General features: G+C 61.3%; 9 protein-coding genes and 1 other RNA gene. 2 read left to right on the plus strand and 8 right to left on the minus strand.

Features of this window, described 5'->3' with window-relative positions; all coding sequences use genetic code 11:
* Positions 1 to 41: 41 nt before the first annotated feature.
* The 8 genes from ACIPO9_RS12835 to ACIPO9_RS12870 form a co-directional block, all read right to left on the minus strand.
* Positions 42 to 443, minus strand: a complete 402-nt coding sequence (locus ACIPO9_RS12835) for a hypothetical protein (RefSeq protein WP_400781301.1) — start codon at positions 441 to 443, stop codon at positions 42 to 44.
* Positions 444 to 800: 357 nt separating this feature from the next.
* An RNA gene (ffs, locus tag ACIPO9_RS12840) (signal recognition particle sRNA small type) lies at positions 801 to 897 on the minus strand.
* A 147-nt stretch (positions 898 to 1,044) separates the two neighbouring features.
* Entirely contained in the window at positions 1,045 to 2,850 is a 1,806-nt protein-coding gene (locus ACIPO9_RS12845) for a GGDEF and EAL domain-containing protein (RefSeq protein ID WP_274132456.1), read from the minus strand.
* 167 nt (positions 2,851 to 3,017) lie between these two features.
* Positions 3,018 to 4,184 carry a putative zinc-binding metallopeptidase gene (locus tag ACIPO9_RS12850; protein ID WP_400609662.1) on the minus strand — a complete coding sequence of 389 codons (1,167 nt, stop codon included), beginning with the start codon at positions 4,182 to 4,184 and terminating at the stop codon, positions 3,018 to 3,020.
* A gap of 276 nt (positions 4,185 to 4,460) precedes the next feature.
* Positions 4,461 to 6,821, minus strand: coding sequence for an NAD-dependent DNA ligase LigA (ligA, locus tag ACIPO9_RS12855; RefSeq protein ID WP_400781303.1), 2,361 nt, complete (start codon positions 6,819 to 6,821; stop codon positions 4,461 to 4,463).
* A 170-nt stretch (positions 6,822 to 6,991) separates the two neighbouring features.
* Positions 6,992 to 7,858 (minus strand): cell division protein ZipA, encoded by an 867-nt coding sequence (gene zipA / locus ACIPO9_RS12860; RefSeq protein ID WP_274132453.1) that lies wholly within the window; start codon positions 7,856 to 7,858, stop codon positions 6,992 to 6,994.
* A 265-nt stretch (positions 7,859 to 8,123) separates the two neighbouring features.
* Positions 8,124 to 11,612 (minus strand): chromosome segregation protein SMC, encoded by a 3,489-nt coding sequence (gene smc, locus ACIPO9_RS12865; protein WP_400781306.1) that lies wholly within the window; start codon positions 11,610 to 11,612, stop codon positions 8,124 to 8,126.
* A gap of 3 nt (positions 11,613 to 11,615) precedes the next feature.
* Complete coding sequence (locus ACIPO9_RS12870) at positions 11,616 to 12,275, minus strand: GntR family transcriptional regulator (RefSeq protein ID WP_274132451.1); 660 nt, start codon at positions 12,273 to 12,275, stop codon at positions 11,616 to 11,618.
* Between the two features lie 308 nt (positions 12,276 to 12,583).
* On the opposite strand from ACIPO9_RS12870, the gene xdhA reads away from it, so the two are divergent.
* Both xdhA and xdhB read left to right on the plus strand, forming a co-directional pair.
* Complete coding sequence (gene xdhA / locus ACIPO9_RS12875) at positions 12,584 to 14,053, plus strand: xanthine dehydrogenase small subunit (protein WP_400609669.1); 1,470 nt, start codon at positions 12,584 to 12,586, stop codon at positions 14,051 to 14,053.
* Positions 14,046 to 16,454 carry a xanthine dehydrogenase molybdopterin binding subunit gene (gene xdhB, locus ACIPO9_RS12880; protein WP_274132447.1) on the plus strand — a complete coding sequence of 803 codons (2,409 nt, stop codon included), beginning with the start codon at positions 14,046 to 14,048 and terminating at the stop codon, positions 16,452 to 16,454. The genes xdhA and xdhB overlap by 8 nt, the downstream gene beginning before the upstream one ends.
* Positions 16,455 to 16,584: the final 130 nt, after the last annotated feature.

Below are 16,584 nucleotides of genomic sequence, written 5' to 3' on the forward strand. Positions count from 1 at the left end.
CCTCCAACTGCACTTCCCCATCCCCTAAAATCTGAAACGCATTACTTACCAAGATATAAGGCGATCAGAGAAATGATAACAGCAGTAGTTGAAATCACGATCGACCAACGAAACTTACTATGATCCGCCTCCAACTCCGCCAACACCGAAGCCAAAAAGGGAAAGTTCACACACTTATTATCTCGCCCAACGGCCATCGCAAAAAAGTGCACGTCACTTCCATCCGCCTTCTTATAACCATACCTGTTTTCAAAATGGTAATAGAGACGTCCAAATACAATATCACCATCCACACCCAGTTTTGTTGCTACCTGCTTGCAATCTATTGGCACGTACACCTTTGATTGACGAGAGTTTTCCTTGCCGAGGGCGAAGGATATAAAATCTCGATAGTACATTTTGTAAATGGTGCGAAGGATTCTAAGATCCGAAGGTGGTTTCATCCGTCCCATTCCATAACCGCACTGCGAAGATGTGATTTGTGAGTTCGGAGATGCTGTGCTCGTTCTCTTGCGATTCGATTACACACATTTCGCTCCCGTCAACGTTGCTGATCGAGCGATTTTGGTCCACGAGTTCACTCTTCGGAGAGTAGAGCAGAATACTGGATGAATCAACAGTCATCTAATAGAGGATGCTGGCTGCCGAATAGGATTATCAATGAGGGTACTTGCCAACGAGCAGGCAAAAAGTAAGATACTCACGGAGTGCACCACTTAGGTGTACCTAAACGCTGTTCCACTCTTGAGCTTTTCGCAGATAAATCCTTGCTAAACCAAGGACTTAGAGATAGGTGGTGCCCCCACCAGCCACACCCCGGCACACAATGTTCCCGCTGTGGCTGCTGCCTTCCGGCTCTGACCAGGTTCACGGGTAATCGTTGCGGGGGGACCGATGGGGTCACCATAACGCGTGCTGCCGGCTTGCCCGGCGAGCGGGGGCCATTGTACCGGTCTGGCGCGAAGTTACAACCTCTGGTTTCAGATAAAAAATCCGATAGCGCTCAAGCACTTGTGCGCACCCTTCTTCCCGGCGTTCCGATGCTCAGTGCCCCAGCGCTCGAAGTTCGCGAACCTTGGCGGTGCGTTCGCCGTTCATCCAGTGTTCCAGGGCGCCCGGGGGCATGGGTCGGGCGATGAGGTAGCCCTGCACTTCGTGGCAGCCGAGCTGGCAGAGGATTTCGTAGACGTCTTCGGTTTCCGCCCCTTCTGCCACGACGCGGTAGCCCAGGCGTCGCGCCAGGTCGACGATGGCTTCGACCAGGCGGCGATCCTTTTCGTTGGCGTCGAGGTTTTCCACCAGGGACTTGTCGAGTTTGACAGTGGTGGCCGGCAGTTGGCGCAGGTAGGTCCAGTTGCTGTAGCCGGTGCCGAAGTCGTCGATGGCGATGTCGATGTTCAGGGCGCGCAGACGTTCGAGTTGCTGGCGGGTGATTTCGGGGTTGGCGCACAGGGCGCTTTCGGTGAATTCGAGTTCGAAGCGGCCCGGATCCAGGCCGCTGATGGCGAGTTGTTCGAACAGTGCGTCGCTGAATTGCGAGTTGGCCAGGTCAATGGCCGAGACGTTCATCGCCACCTTGAACGCATAGCCCTGCTGCTGCCAGGTTCGAGCCTGTTGCACGGCATGGCGCAGCACCCAGAGGCTGAGGGAGCGGATCAGCGCGGTCTTTTCCGCCAGGGGGATGAATTCTGCGGGGCTGATCGGGCCTAGCACGGGGTGCTGCCAGCGCAGCAGCGCCTCGACGGTGACCACACGGCCGGTACTGACTTCAAGGCGCGGCTGGAAGGCCAGTGACAGTTGGTCGGGGCTGCGGACGGCATCGGCCAGCGAAGCCAGCAGCAGGAACGCGCGCTGCTGGGCGAAATCCAGATGCGGTTCATACCAGCGCCAGCCGGTGGCCTTGCCGCGCGCTTCGTCGGCGGCGCTGACTACCAGTCGAATCCAGTCACGCTCGTCGTGCTTGCCCAGGCCCAGAGGCAGCACGCCGATACCCACGTCCATCTGAATCGGGATGTTGCGGCACACCAGCGGGCGCTGGAAATGCTTGATGAGTTTGCGAAACAGCTGCTCGGCCTGCTCTGGCGCCGCGTGCCGGGTGAGCAGCGCGATGCGGGTGGGGCTGACCTTGTACAGCGCGGTGTCGGGCGGCAGTTGCTCGCGGCAGCTGTCGATCATGCATTTGACCAGTTCCTGGGAAAAGCTGTAGCCCAGCGCGCGGACGATGCTGTCCAGAAACAGCGGATCGACCATGTCCAGCGCCACCAGCGCGTAGTTGTCCCGGTCGGCCAGCGCCATGATGTCTTCTTCCAGACGCAGGCGATTGAACAGGCCGGTGGGCTGGTCGACGTAGTTGCTGTTGCGCAGGTTGTTCAGGCGTTTCATCACCAGTTGGCCGTACATCTCCAGCATGCTCATGTCACGCCCTTCCAGCGGCGCACGCGGCTTGCTGTCGATGATGCACAGGGTGCCAAGGGCCAGGCCATCGGCGGTCACCAGCGGTACACCTGCGTAGAAACGGATGTAGGGCTCCCCCGCCACCATGGGGTTGTCCTTGAAGCGTTTGTCGTGCAGCGCGTCAGGCACCTGGAAGATGTCGTGCGAGAGAATGGAGTAGGCGCAGAAGGAAATTTCCCGTGGGGTCTCGCGCTCATCCAGCCCGGTGCCGGCGCGAAACCACTGGCGGTGTTCGCTGATGATGGACACCAGCGCCACCGGCGCCTCGAAATAGTGAGCAACCATCTCGACGATGTGATCCAGCACGTCGTCCGCTGCTGAATCCAGAAGCCCCATGTGGGAAATGCGAGAGAGACGCGAAGCCTCGTTCAGTGGAATTGGAGCGCTATTGGCCATATGCGAATCCCTGTGCAACAGCTTTATGCCAGTAGTATCAAAACGATATTGTGAGCCCCAAGTTAGCACCAGATTCGCAACCATGCAGGCGTTCGCAGACCGGCGGCGACGACTGGCGCGAGGGGTGGAAGTTGCAGCAAAACATGCACTTCACTCGTTTGGATGGGTCACTGGATCTGCACCACTTCGTCTGCCTTGCCGCCCGCATCCTGAATGACCAGATGGATGAAATGCAGCTTGGTAATGACTTCAGGTGACAACACGAAGGGATAGAAATCCGGCTGGCCCATGGCGCGGGAAAGCTCGTTGAGCATGCCTGCCAGTTCGATCCACGCATTGACGAAGGCGAGGAACGCAGGTCCGCCGGGATGCTGCGGGTCGTAGAGGGTGTGCAGGTCGAAGGGCTGGTAATCCAGGTCCATGTCGTGGGCGCTCATGCCCAGGCTTAAGGCAGTGTCGACGGCGTCGGTCATGTGCAGGTAATGGGCCCAGGTTTCGGCCCAGTCTTCCCATGGATGCATGGTGGCGTAGGCGCTGACGTGGTGCTGTTGCCAGTCGGCGGGGGCGCCGTTCTGATAGTGATGATCCAGCGCTTCGGCATAGCTGGCGCGGTCGTCTCCGAACAGGTTGCGGAAACCGTCCTGCCAGTAGGTGCCCGCGATCAGACGATCCCAGTAGTAGTGTCCGACCTCATGGCGGAAATGTCCGAGCAGCGTGCGATAGGGTTCGTGCATCTGCACGCGAACCTTCTCACGGATGGCGTCGTCGGCTTCTTCCACGTTGAGGGTGATCAGGCCGTTGGCGTGTCCGGTGGTGGGCAGATTGCCTTCCAGGTCGACGCCGAGAAACTCGAAGGCCAGTCCGCGTTGTTCATCGACGGTCTTGGGGACGACCGGCAAGCCCAGGGTGACGAGTTGCGCGACCAGCCGGCGTTTGGCGATCTCGATCTTGCGCCAGCGTTCGGGGTTTTCCGGCACGGACAGGTCGGGGATGGTTTTGTTGAGGCTACAGGCGATGCAGAATTCTCCTGCATCGTGGGCTGGAAACAGCCAGTTGCAGGCGGCGGGCGTGTCGAGGTTGGCGCAGCGGCGGTACAGACCGGCCTGCGGCTCTTCGCTCAGGCGCCAGGTGTTGAGATCGGGTCCGGGTTCCAGTGAAGCGACTTTGCCTTGCTCGGGCAGGTAGCCCAGCGCCGCCTGGCAGGCCAGGCACTGGCTGTTGCGCAGGAACACCGACTGGCCGCAGCGGCATTGCCAGACTTTGCCGTTGCGCCGGGTTTCCGGGGCGAACGGCGCCGCGATGCGTGTGCTGAGTTGTTCGAAGAACTGGAACATGGCGATCTCCCGATGTGGCCGCAAGCACTAGATCGTCGGGGGTTGCGGGGGTTCCGTGGATTTTTGTGCATGGGTAAGGATGTTGACGATCATCGATCGGCGAATTTCTGTGGGAGCGGGCTTGCCCGCGAAGGAGTCGGGCCAGATACATCAAGGGTGGACTGACCCACCGCTTTCGCGGGCAAGCCCGCTCCCACAGCATTGCGGGGGCTCCGAGGTATGGGGCGGGCTTGAGATCGCCCCCGCGGGCAAGCCAGGCTGCTACGGTGGGTGGCGTCAATCGATGGCGACGTTGTGCTTTTTCAGGAACGCCACGAACGCTTCTTCGTCCAGCACCTTCAAGCCCAGTTCGTTGGCCTTGGTCAGTTTGGACCCGGCGCCAGGGCCGGCGACGACAGTGTGGGTCTTGGCCGACACGGAGCCGGATACCTTGGCGCCCAGGCTTTCGAGCTTTTCCTTGGCAACGTCGCGGCTCATCAGCTCCAGCGAGCCGGTCAGGACCCAGGTCTGGCCGGTGAGCGGCAGGCCTTCGACGGCTTTTTTCTCGCTGTGCCAGTGCATGCCGAAATCTTTGAGCTGCTGCTCGATCTTGAGGGCAAGGTCAGCATTCTCAGCGTTGTCGAAGAAGGTTCTCACAGACTGCGCCTGCTTTTCAGGCAAGGTCTGGCGCATGTCCAGCCAGTCGGCCTTGACCACGCCTTCCAGCGTGCCGAACTTGTCTGCCAGCTTTTGCGCCCCGCCCGGCCCTACCGACGGGATGTTCAGTTTGTCGAGCATGCCGCCAAGGGTCGCGCTGGCGGCGAATTCGGCGCCCAGTTCACCCACGTCCTGCAACTGCATCTTGCACTCGCCCAGCAGCGCGCCGATGACGTCCTTGTTGTGATCGTCCTCGAAGAAGCTGTGAATCTCGTGGGCAACTTCCAGGCCGATGTCCGGCAGGTAGGTCAGCACCTGGGGCAGCGCGACCTTGACCTTGTCCAGCGACCCGAGGGAGCGCGCCAGCACCTTGGCCGTTTCCTCGCCCACATCCGGAATGCCCAACGCATAGATGAACCGCGCCAGAGTCGGCTGCTTGCTGTCTTCGATGGCCTTGAGCAGCTTTTTGCTGGAGATGTCGGCAAAACCTTCCAGATCGATGATCTGTTCGTACTGAAGCTTGTACAGATCGGCGGGCGAACCGATGAGCTTCTCGTCCACCAGTTGCTCGATGGTCTTGTCGCCCAGGCCTTCGATGTCCATGGCGCGGCGTGACACGTAATGGATGATCGCCTGCTTGAGCTGCGCGCCACAGGCCAGGCGACCCACACAGCGGTACACCGCGCCTTCGCTGACGGTTTCCTTGCCTTTGCTGCGCTTGATCAATTGCGTGCGCTCGACCTGCGAACCACAGACCGGGCAGGTCTGCGGGATCTCGACCTGGCGTGCGTTCTCCGGACGGCGCTCCATGACCACCTGCACCACCTGCGGGATCACGTCGCCAGCGCGGCGGATGATGACGGTGTCGCCGATCATCAGGCCCAGGCGCGCCACTTCGTCCATGTTGTGCAGCGTGGCGTTGGCCACGGTCACACCCGCGACCTTGACCGGCTTGAGGCGCGCCACCGGGGTCACTGCGCCAGTGCGCCCGACCTGGAATTCGACGTCGAGCAGTTCGGTCAGCTCTTCCATGGCCGGGAATTTGTGGGCAATGGCCCAGCGCGGCTCCCGGGCGCGGAAACCCAGTTCGCGCTGGGAGGCAATGCTGTTGACCTTGAACACCACGCCGTCGATTTCATAGGGCAGCGACAGACGCCGCTCGCCGATGTCCTGGTAATACTTGAGGCAGTCTTCGATGCCGTCGGCCACTTTCAGCTCACGGCTAATGGGCATGCCCCAGGTTTTCAGCTTCTCGAGGTTGCCGGTGTGGGTGTCGGCGATGTCGTGGGACACCTGGCCGATGCCGTAGCAGCAGAATTCCAGCGGGCGGTTGGCGGTGATTTTCGAATCCAGTTGGCGCAGGCTGCCTGCCGCGGCGTTGCGCGGGTTGGCGAAGGTCTTGCCGCCGACTTCCAGTTGGGTCTCGTTCAGTCGCTCGAAACCGGCCTTGGACATGAACACTTCGCCGCGCACTTCCAGCGTCTCTGGCCAGCCTTCGCCGTGCAGTTTGAGCGGGATGTTGCGCACCGTGCGCACGTTGACGCTGATGTCTTCGCCGGTGGTGCCGTCGCCACGGGTTGCGCCGCGCACAAGGGCGCCGTTCTGGTACAGCAGGCTCACGGCCAGGCCATCGAGCTTGGGTTCGCAGCTGTACTGCACCTTGGCGCCTGCGCCGAACAGATCACCCACCGGCAGGTCCAGGCCTTCGGTCACGCGGCGGTCAAATTCACGCAGGTCGATTTCTTCGAAGGCGTTGCCCAGGCTGAGCATGGGGATCTCGTGGCGCACCTGGGTGAACGCCGACAGCGCCGCGCTGCCGACACGCTGGGTCGGCGAATCCGGGGTCACCAGGTGCGGGTTTTCCGCTTCCAGCGCCTTGAGTTCGTGGAACAGGCGGTCGTACTCGACATCCGGAATGCTCGGCTCATCGAGCACGTGATAGCGGTAGTTGTGCAGGTCAAGCTCTGCGCGCAGTTCCAGAATTCGTTGTTCGGCGTTCATATGGGTGTTCTCGAAAAGCAAAAGAGCAGCCGGGGCTGCTCATTTGATGTTGCATGACCTTGTAGGAGCGCGCTTGCCCGCGACGGGGGTTTGCCAGATACATTTACGTTGCCTGACACAACGCAATCGCGGGCAAGCGCGCTCCTACAACGAAAAACTGCGGCGTTCAATCAACGACGCTGAGTCAGCGCGCGGCGTTCGAATTCGACGATGCGCTGGCGGTAGTGTTCGATGGTCTGCGCGGTCATGACGCTGCGCTGATCGTCTTTCAACTCGCCGTTCAATTCGTGAGCCAGTTTGCGGGCTGCGGCCACCATCACGTCGAAAGCCTGTTTCGGATGACGCGGGCCTGGCAGGCCGAGGAAGAAGCTCACGGCGCGGGTGCTGAAGTGGTCGATGTCGTCCAGATCGAACACGCCCGGCTTGACCGCATTGGCCATGGAGAACAGCACTTCGCCATTGCCCGCCATGCTTTCGTGGCGATGGAAAATGTCCATCTCGCCGAAACGCAGGCCGCTTTCCAGAATGTTCTGCAACAAGGCAGGGCCCTTGAAGCCGCTTTCGTCGCGGGAAATCACGCTGATGACCAGCACTTCCTCGACCGGCGCCAGATCCTTGTCTTCGGTGATGCGCTGGGCAGGCTTGTCGTCCGGGAAGTCGTCTTCGCGGGCGCTGAACAGGCTCGGGCCGTCCAGGTCCAGATTCAGGTCGCCCTGCTGTGGCTCGTCCTTGCGCTTGCCGCGTTTGGATTCGCGCTCGGGGCGCTCGGCGCGTTCCGGCCGCTCGCGGGCAGCGCTCATGGTCGGCAGATCGTGCTCGTCGAGCTGCGGTTCTTTCTGGTTGTCCAGGACACGTGCAGGGCCCAGTACCTCGGCGGACGAGCCTTCTTCGTCGTCCGGCAGGTTGGAGAAGCTGCGGTCCAGTCGGAATTTCAACTTGCCCTTGCCGCCGCGCATCCGGCGCCAGCCGTCGAAAAGAATACCGGCAATGACAATAATGCCGATGACGATCAGCCACTCTCGCAGACCGATTTCCATGTAATCCCGTGCCTCTATTGAAAATTCTGAAAATTAAGGGCGTAAACCCCTTTAAAACGTGGAGCCAACTCTATGTTCTGAATGGCCTTTTACCCACGCAAAAATGAAAAAGTGGACATTAAACTAGCACGACCAAAGGTAACTTTACACCGTCAGTTACATCTGGCATGTCGCGAGCATCTGTACGGCTGCGACGGTTAATCCTGTGCCGCGCTATCAGAACGCCACTTTTCCCTGTCTATTCGTCTGGCCGCCTGGCCAGCAGCTACGCATCCACCAGCGCCATCGCCTCCTCTACGTCCACCGCCACAAGGCGCGAACACCCCGGCTCATGCATGGTGACACCCATCAACTGGTCGGCCATTTCCATGGCGATCTTGTTGTGCGTGATGTAGATGAACTGCACGGTCTGCGACATCTCCTTGACCAGTCGGGCATAGCGGCCCACGTTGGCGTCGTCCAGTGGTGCATCGACTTCGTCGAGCATGCAGAACGGCGCCGGGTTGAGTTTGAAAATGGCAAAAACCAGTGCCAGTGCGGTCAGGGCTTTCTCGCCGCCGGACAGCAAATGGATCGTGCTGTTCTTCTTGCCCGGAGGACGCGCCATGATCGTCACCCCTGTATCGAGTAAATCTTCGCCCGTCAGTTCCAGATAAGCGCTGCCACCACCGAAAACTTTTGGAAAAAGTGCCTGAATTCCGCTGTTTATCTGATCGAAGGTCTCTTTGAAGCGATTTCGCGTTTCCTTGTCGATCTTGCGAATGACGTTTTCCAGGGTATCCAGCGCTTCAACGAGGTCGGCATCCTGAGCGTCCAGATAGCGTTTGCGCTCGGACTGCTGCTGGTACTCGTCGATGGCCGCCAGGTTGATCGCGCCCAGACGCTGGATTCGCCCGTCGATGCGCCCCAGTTCTTCCTCGGCGTCCTTTTCGTTGGCCTCGGGAGTCAATGTCGCCAGCACACCATTTAGATCGTAGCCGTCTTCGTGCAATTGCTCCTGCAACGCCTTGCGCCTGACAGTGAGCGATTGCCATTCCAGACGCTGCTGTTCCAGTTGCCCACGCAGCAGTTGCGATTGCTGCTCGGCCTGGGTACGACGCTTCTCGGCATCGCGCAGTTCACGGTCGGCGTCTTCGAGGGCATTCTTGGCGGTGCGCATTTCGTCGTCGACGGCCATGCGCTTTTCCAGCAGCTCTTCAAGCTTCATGCGCAGCTCTTCAAGCGGTGCTGCGCCCTCCTCCAACCCGAGGCTCAACTGCTCGCGCTTTTCGGTCAGGCGTTCGGACTGCATCTCCAGACGCTCCAGCGCCTGGCGGGTGGAATCGTGTTGCGCTCGCAAGGAGCTCAGGCGCACGGCCAGGTGGTTGCCGTGGTCCTTGTGCTGGCGGGCTTCCTGGCGCACCCGGTCCAGGCGCTCGCGCAGGCTGTCACGCTGGGCCAGCAGCAGTTCGCGCTGCTCGGTGTCCAGCGCCATGCTGTCCAGGGCGTCCTGCAATTGCAGGCGCGATTCGCCCAGGCTCTCCTGCTCCAAAGCGCGCTGCTCGCCAAGTTCGGTCAGTTCTTCGTCCAGCCGGGTGCGACGCAGGGTCAATTGCTCGACCTTGGCCTTGGCCGCCGACAGTTGCGCCTTCAACTCACTCTGCTGACGGGCTTCTTCCTGCAGGCGCCTGCGAAGCTGTTCCCGGCTCTCCTCCTGGGTGCGCTGCTGTTCACGCAGGCTGAGCAGTTGCTCTTCGAGCGCGGCGAGGGTCGCTTCGCGCTCTTCGCGTTCGGCTTCCAGACGCTGCAATTCCTGGCCTCGGGCCAGCACGCCGCTTTCGGCTTCACTGGCGCGGCGCACCCGCAGAAAATCACGCCCGACCCAATAGCCATCGCGGCTGATCAGGCTCTGCCCGGCGCTCAACTGCGCGCGCATAGACAAGGCGTCGTCAAGTGTTTCGACAGGTTTGACCTGCCCCAGCCAACTGCTCAGGTCGACCTGGCTGTCGACCTTGTCCAGCAGGCTGCCGGCAATGCGCGTCATGTCGCTGGCGGAGCTGACCAGACGCAAGTCGCCCTGGCTGAAACCCGCCAGATCCAGCCCCGAGAAGTCATCGACCAGCACGGCGTGCAAGTCCGCGCCGAGAACGGTCTCCACCGCCAGCTCCCAACCGGCTTCAACGCGCAAGCCTTCGGCCAGACGCGGACGCTCGCTCAACTGGTGATCGCGCAGCCACTCGGCGGTGCCGGTGCCCGGGTCGAGGGCGGCCTGTTGCAAGGCTTCAAGGGATGCGATGCGGCCGTTCAAGCGCTGCAGATCGCCTTGGGCCTGCTGCTGGGATTGGGTGGCCTGTTGCAGATCAAGACGCAGCTTTTCAAGGCGCTCGACCAGTTGCTCTTCTTCGGCGGTCAGCTCCTCGAAGGCCATTTCCCGGGCGGCGAGGTCTTCGCTGAGGTCAAGAATCGCCGCGTCTTCGGGATCGGCGGCGAGCAGCTGACGCTCTTCACCCAACCGACGCTGCCGCTCGGCCAGTCGCTCCAGGCTGGTTTCCAGCTGCTGGATGCGCGATTGCTGGACCTCGGCCTGACGCCGCGGCTCGGCGGACGACAGGTTGAAAGCGTCCCACTTCTCCTGCCAGCCGTGCATGGCCGCTTCGGCCTCTTCCAGCGCGGCGGCGGATTCTTCGGCGGCGGCCAGGGTCATTTCCTGCTCGGGCTCGAGCATTTCCAGCTCTTCACCGAGGGTCGCGAGCAAGGTGCGGTCATGGCCCAGATGGGATTCGGTCTCCTGGCGCGCACGCTCGGCTTCGCGCAGGTCGTCCTGCAACTGGCGCAGACGCTGCTGGCCGTGCTGGATACTTTGTTCGTTACGAGCGATGTCACCGCCCACCGAATAGAAGCGCCCCTGCACCACGTTGAAGCGCTCGGACAGATCATGGTGCCCGTCACGCAGGCGCTCGATGGCGGCATCGGCGCTGCGCTGATCGGCGACCAGCGCTTCGAAGCCGACTTCCTGGTTGCCAATCACCGCTTCGCGCTGGGCCACCTGCTCGTTCAGGGCCTGCCAGCGCAACGCCGACAACTGCGCCTTGAGCTGACGCTCTTCGGCCTTGTACTCCTGATACTTCTCGGCGGCCTGGGCCTGGCGGTGCAGGCGCTCCAGCTGGCGCTCCAGCTCTTCACGCAGGTCGGTCAGACGCGCCAGGTTCTCGTGGGTGCGACGAATGCGGTTCTCGGTCTCGCGCCGGCGCTCCTTGTACTTGGAAATGCCCGCCGCTTCTTCGATGAAGTTGCGCAGATCCTCAGGCTTGGCTTCGATCAGCTTGGAGATCATGCCCTGCTCGATGATCGAGTAGCTGCGCGGCCCCAGGCCCGTGCCGAGGAAGATGTCGGTGATGTCGCGACGCCGGCATTTGGTGCCGTTCAGGTAATAGGTGTTCTGGCTGTCGCGGGTGACCTTGCGGCGAATGGAAATTTCCGCATAGGCGGCGTATTCGCCCACCAGCGTGCTGTCGGAGTTGTCGAACACCAGCTCGATGCTGGCCTGGCTCACCGGCTTGCGACTGGTGGAGCCGTTGAAGATGACATCGGTCATCGACTCGCCGCGCAGGTTCTTGGCCGAGCTTTCGCCCATGACCCAGCGCACCGCGTCGATGATGTTGGATTTGCCGCATCCGTTGGGGCCGACCACGGCCGCCATGTTGCTGGGGAAGTTCACTGTCGTCGGGTCGACGAACGACTTGAACCCCGCCAGCCTGATGCATTTAAGACGCATGGATCAGCTGGCCGCCAATGCAGACAGGATCGACTGGCAACTGCGCTCGGCGTAGGCGGTGAGCACGTCGCGGATGCGCGGCAGATCCCGCGCAACCACGGCTTCCAGCAACTGGCCGAACAGTGTCAGGTACTCGCTCATCTCGGCCTGACGCTGATCCAGCGCCAGGTAGTAGAAGCGGCTCATGGACGGCTGCAGGTTCTCGACGGTTTCTTCCAGGTACGGATTGTTGGCGAACGGATACGCAGCGCGCATCACGTTGAAGCTGTCCTCGACGAAGCTCTTCACGTCGCCGCGCTCGCAACTGGCGATCAGCCGCTGCTGGATCTGCTGGAACGGCGCCAGGTCCAGTTCTTCGGCCCAGCGTTTGGCCACCGCAAGGCCGAGCAGGATGTACATCTCGCTCATCAGCGCGCACAGGCTTTCGATGTTGTGCGGGGTGAGCACGGACACCTGGGCACCACGGCGCGGCAGGATCACGATCAGGTGACGGCGTTCCAGGATCAGCAATGCTTCGCGCACAGAGCCACGGCTGACATTCAGCGCTTGGGTGACCTTCTGCTCCTGAATCCGCTCCCCGGGCTTGAGCTCGCCGCGAATGATCCGTTCGGCGAGGTGGTGAGCGATCTGCTCAGCGAGGCTGTCCGGTGCCTTGAACGTCATTTCTTTCCTTTAAAACCATGGCTGCACACAAGCGGCGCAGTGTATCGCACTGGATACCTGTGGCGCAGGGCCATATGCATGGAAACTGGCATGAAATAAGCAATTCTTTGAGCGTCGTCCCACGGTTTTATTGCAAGACCTTGCTGCCGTTAATCGGCTAGTCATCGGAAATGTGATTTTCTTGACCTCTAGGTCAGATTTTAATTGACCCAATAGTCAGAACTGATAGATTCATCGACAGGTTCGATGAACAATTTCCGCTACACCTTTAAGACAGCTATCTATTACAAGAAGACGAGGCGCGACCCGTGATCCAGTTCTTACTGAACCAAGAGCTCAAGACCGAGCATGCTCTTGACCCGAACATGACGGTGCTCAACTACCTGCGTGAGCACCTGCATAAATCCGGCACCAAGGAAGGCTGCGCCAGCGGCGACTGCGGCGCCTGCACTGTGGTGGTGGGCGAACTGAGCACCGACGCCGACGGCCAGGATCACTTGAGCTATCGCAGCCTCAACTCCTGCCTGACGTTCGTCGCCTCGTTGCATGGCAAGCAACTCATCAGCGTCGAAGACCTCAAGCACCAGGGGCAACTGCACAGCGTGCAAAAGGCCATGGTCGAGTGCCACGGCTCGCAGTGCGGCTTTTGCACGCCAGGTTTCGTGATGTCGTTGTTTGCCCTGCAGAAGAACACCAGCGAAGCCGATTCCAGCAAGATCAAACACGCCCAGGCCCACGAAGCCCTGGCCGGCAACCTGTGCCGCTGCACCGGCTACCGCCCGATCCTGGCCGCCGCCGAGCAGTGCTGCAGCCAGCCCCAGCCGGATCAGTTCGACACTCGCCAGGCCCAGACCATCGCCCGCCTGAAGGCCATCGCCCCCAAGGAAACCGCCGAGCTGAACAGCGGCGACAAACGCTGCCTGGTGCCGCTGACCGTGGCCGATCTCGCCGACCTCTACGATTCCTATCCGCAAGCCCGGTTGCTGGCGGGCGGCACTGACCTGGCGCTGGAAGTGACCCAGTTCCACCGTCCATTGCCGGTGATGATTTACGTCGGCAACGTGGCCGAGATGAAGAAGATCGAGGCGTTCGACGACCGCATCGAGATCGGCGCCGCCACCGCACTCACCGACTGTTACGAAGCCCTGGCCCACCAATACCCGGATTTCGGCGAGCTGCTGCACCGTTTTGCATCACTGCAGATCCGCAATCAGGGCACGCTGGGCGGCAACATCGGCAACGCCTCGCCGATTGGCGACTCGCCTCCCCTGCTGATCGCACTGGGCGCCAAGATCGTCCTTCGCAAAGGCAGCAAGTCTCGTACCTTGCCGCTGGAGCATTACTTCATCGATTACCGCGTCACCGCCCGTGAGGAAAGCGAGTTCATCGAGAAGATCATCGTGCCCAAGGCCAACGCCAAACAGGCCTTCCGCGCCTACAAGGTCTCCAAGCGCCTGGACGACGACATCTCGGCAGTCTGCGCTGCATTCCGCGTGCAGGTGGAAAACGGCGCCATCGTCGATGCCCGTGCAGCCTTCGGCGGCATGGCGGCAATCCCGAAACGCGCGGCCAACTGCGAGCAGGCCCTCATCGGCCAGCCCTGGACGTCGGCCACCATTGAACGCGCCTGCGCCGCGCTGGAGAAGGACTTCACGCCGCTGTCGGATTTCCGCGCCACCAAGGAATACCGCCTGCTGAGCGCGCAGAACCTGTTGCGCAAATACTTCATCGAGCTGCAAACGCCACACATCGAGACTCGGGTGACTGCATATGTCTAATCACGCCCCGCAAAAGACCCAGGAAGAACTGGTCGCCCTGTTCCAGCAGGACCTCACCTCCGGCGTTGGCCGCAGCGTCAAGCATGACAGCGCCGACAAGCACGTCTCGGGTGAGGCGATCTACATCGATGACCGCCTCGAATTCCCCAATCAGCTGCATGTGTATGCGCGCATGTCGGACCGTGCCCACGCGCGCATCGTCAAGGTCGATGTCTCGCCTTGCTACGATTTCGAAGGCGTGCGCATCGCCATCACCCACGAAGACATTCCAGGCCTGAAGGACATCGGCCCGCTGCTGCCGGGCGACCCGCTGCTGGCCATCGACAAGGTCGAATTCGTCGGCCAGCCGGTGATCGCCGTTGCCGCTCGTGACCTGGAAACCGCGCGCAAGGCGGCCATGGCGGCGATCATCGAATATGAAGATCTAGAACCGGTGCTCGACGTGGTCCAGGCCTATCGCGACAAGCATTACGTGCTCGAAAGCCACACCCATAAACGCGGTGATTCGGCCACGGCGCTGGACTCGGCGCCCAACCGCATCCAGGGCACGCTGCACATCGGCGGCCAGGAACACTTCTACCTGGAAACCCAGATTTCCTCGGTGATGCCCACCGAAGACGGCGGCATGATCGTTTACTGCTCTACGCAGAACCCCACCGAAGTGCAGAAGCTGGTCAGCGAAGTGCTGGACGTTTCGATGAACAAGGTGGTGGTGGACATGCGCCGCATGGGCGGCGGTTTCGGCGGCAAGGAAACCCAGGCCGCCAGCCCTGCGTGCCTGTGCGCGGTGGTTGCGCGGCTGACCGGCCAACCGACCAAGATGCGCCTGCCCCGCGTCGAAGACATGATGATGACCGGCAAGCGCCACCCCTTCTACGTCGAGTACGACGTGGGCTTCGACAACGACGGGCGCCTGCAGGGCATCCAGTTGGAGCTGGCCGGTAACTGCGGTTGCTCGCCGGACCTGTCCGCCTCCATCGTCGACCGCGCCATGTTCCACGCCGACAACTCGTACTACCTGGGCGATGCCACCATCAACGGCCATCGCTGCAAGACCAACACCGCATCGAACACCGCCTACCGCGGCTTCGGCGGCCCGCAAGGTATGGTGGCCATCGAGGAAGTGATGGACGCCATCGCCCGGCACCTCGGCAAAGATCCGCTGGCGGTGCGCAAGGCCAACTACTACGGCAAGACCGAGCGCAACGTCACGCACTACTATCAGACCGTCGAGCACAACATGCTCGAGGAAATGACCGCCGAGCTTGAGGAAAGCAGCCAGTACGCCGAGCGGCGCAAGGCGATCATGGCCTACAACGCCAACAGTCCGATTCTCAAGAAGGGTCTTGCGCTGACGCCGGTGAAATTCGGCATCTCCTTTACCGCAAGCTTCCTCAACCAGGCCGGCGCACTGATCCACATCTACACCGACGGCAGCATCCACCTCAACCACGGCGGCACCGAGATGGGCCAGGGCTTGAACACCAAGGTGGCGCAGGTGGTGGCCGAGGTGTTCCAGGTGGATTTCAGCCGCGTGCAGATCACCGCCACCAACACTGACAAGGTGCCGAACACTTCGCCCACCGCTGCTTCAAGTGGTGCGGACCTGAACGGCAAGGCGGCACAGAACGCGGCAGAAACCATCAAGCAGCGCCTGGTGGAATTCGCGGCCAGGCACTACAAGTGCGAAGAATCCCAGGTCGAATTCCGCAATGGCCATGTGCGCGTTGGCGAGCAGGTCATCAGCTTCGACACCCTGGCGCAACAGGCGTGGATGGGCCAGGTGTCGCTGTCGAGCACCGGCTACTACAAGACGCCGAAAATCTACTACGACCGCAGCCAGGCCCGCGGGCGGCCGTTCTACTACTTCGCCTTCGGCGCAGCCTGCACCGAGGTGATCGTCGACACCCTGACCGGCGAGTACAAGATGCTGCGCACCGACATCCTGCATGACGTCGGTGCCTCGCTGAACCCGGCCATCGACATCGGCCAGGTCGAGGGCGGCTACATTCAGGGCATGGGCTGGCTGACCACCGAGGAGCTGGTGTGGAACGCCAAGGGCAAGCTGATGACCAACGGCCCGGCCGGCTACAAGATTCCGGCGGTGGCGGACATGCCGGCGGACTTGCGGGTGAAGCTGGTGGAGAACCGCAAGAACCCGGAAGACACGGTGTTCCATTCCAAGGCCGTGGGCGAGCCGCCATTCATGCTGGGGATTGCGGCGTGGTGTGCAATCAAGGATGCGGTGGCGAGCCTGGGTGACTACAGGCATCAGCCGAAGATCGACGCACCTGCGACGCCGGAGCGGGTGTTGTGGGGGTGCGAGCAGATGCGCAAGTTGAAACAGGCAGCGCCCGAGGCCGAGGGTGTGGCCCATGAGTTGACGGTTTCACCGGTTTGATCGGCGGCGTTTGAAATGATGCCGTCGCGGGCAAGCGCGCTCCTACAAAGAATCGCGTTGCAACTGTAGGAGCGCGCTTGCCCGCGACAAGGCCGGAACAGGCAACCAGGATTTTTGATCTGCCACAGGC

This window comes from Pseudomonas sp. NPDC090203, from assembly GCF_044746765.1.
Classification (GTDB): domain Bacteria; phylum Pseudomonadota; class Gammaproteobacteria; order Pseudomonadales; family Pseudomonadaceae; genus Aquipseudomonas; species Aquipseudomonas putida_AD.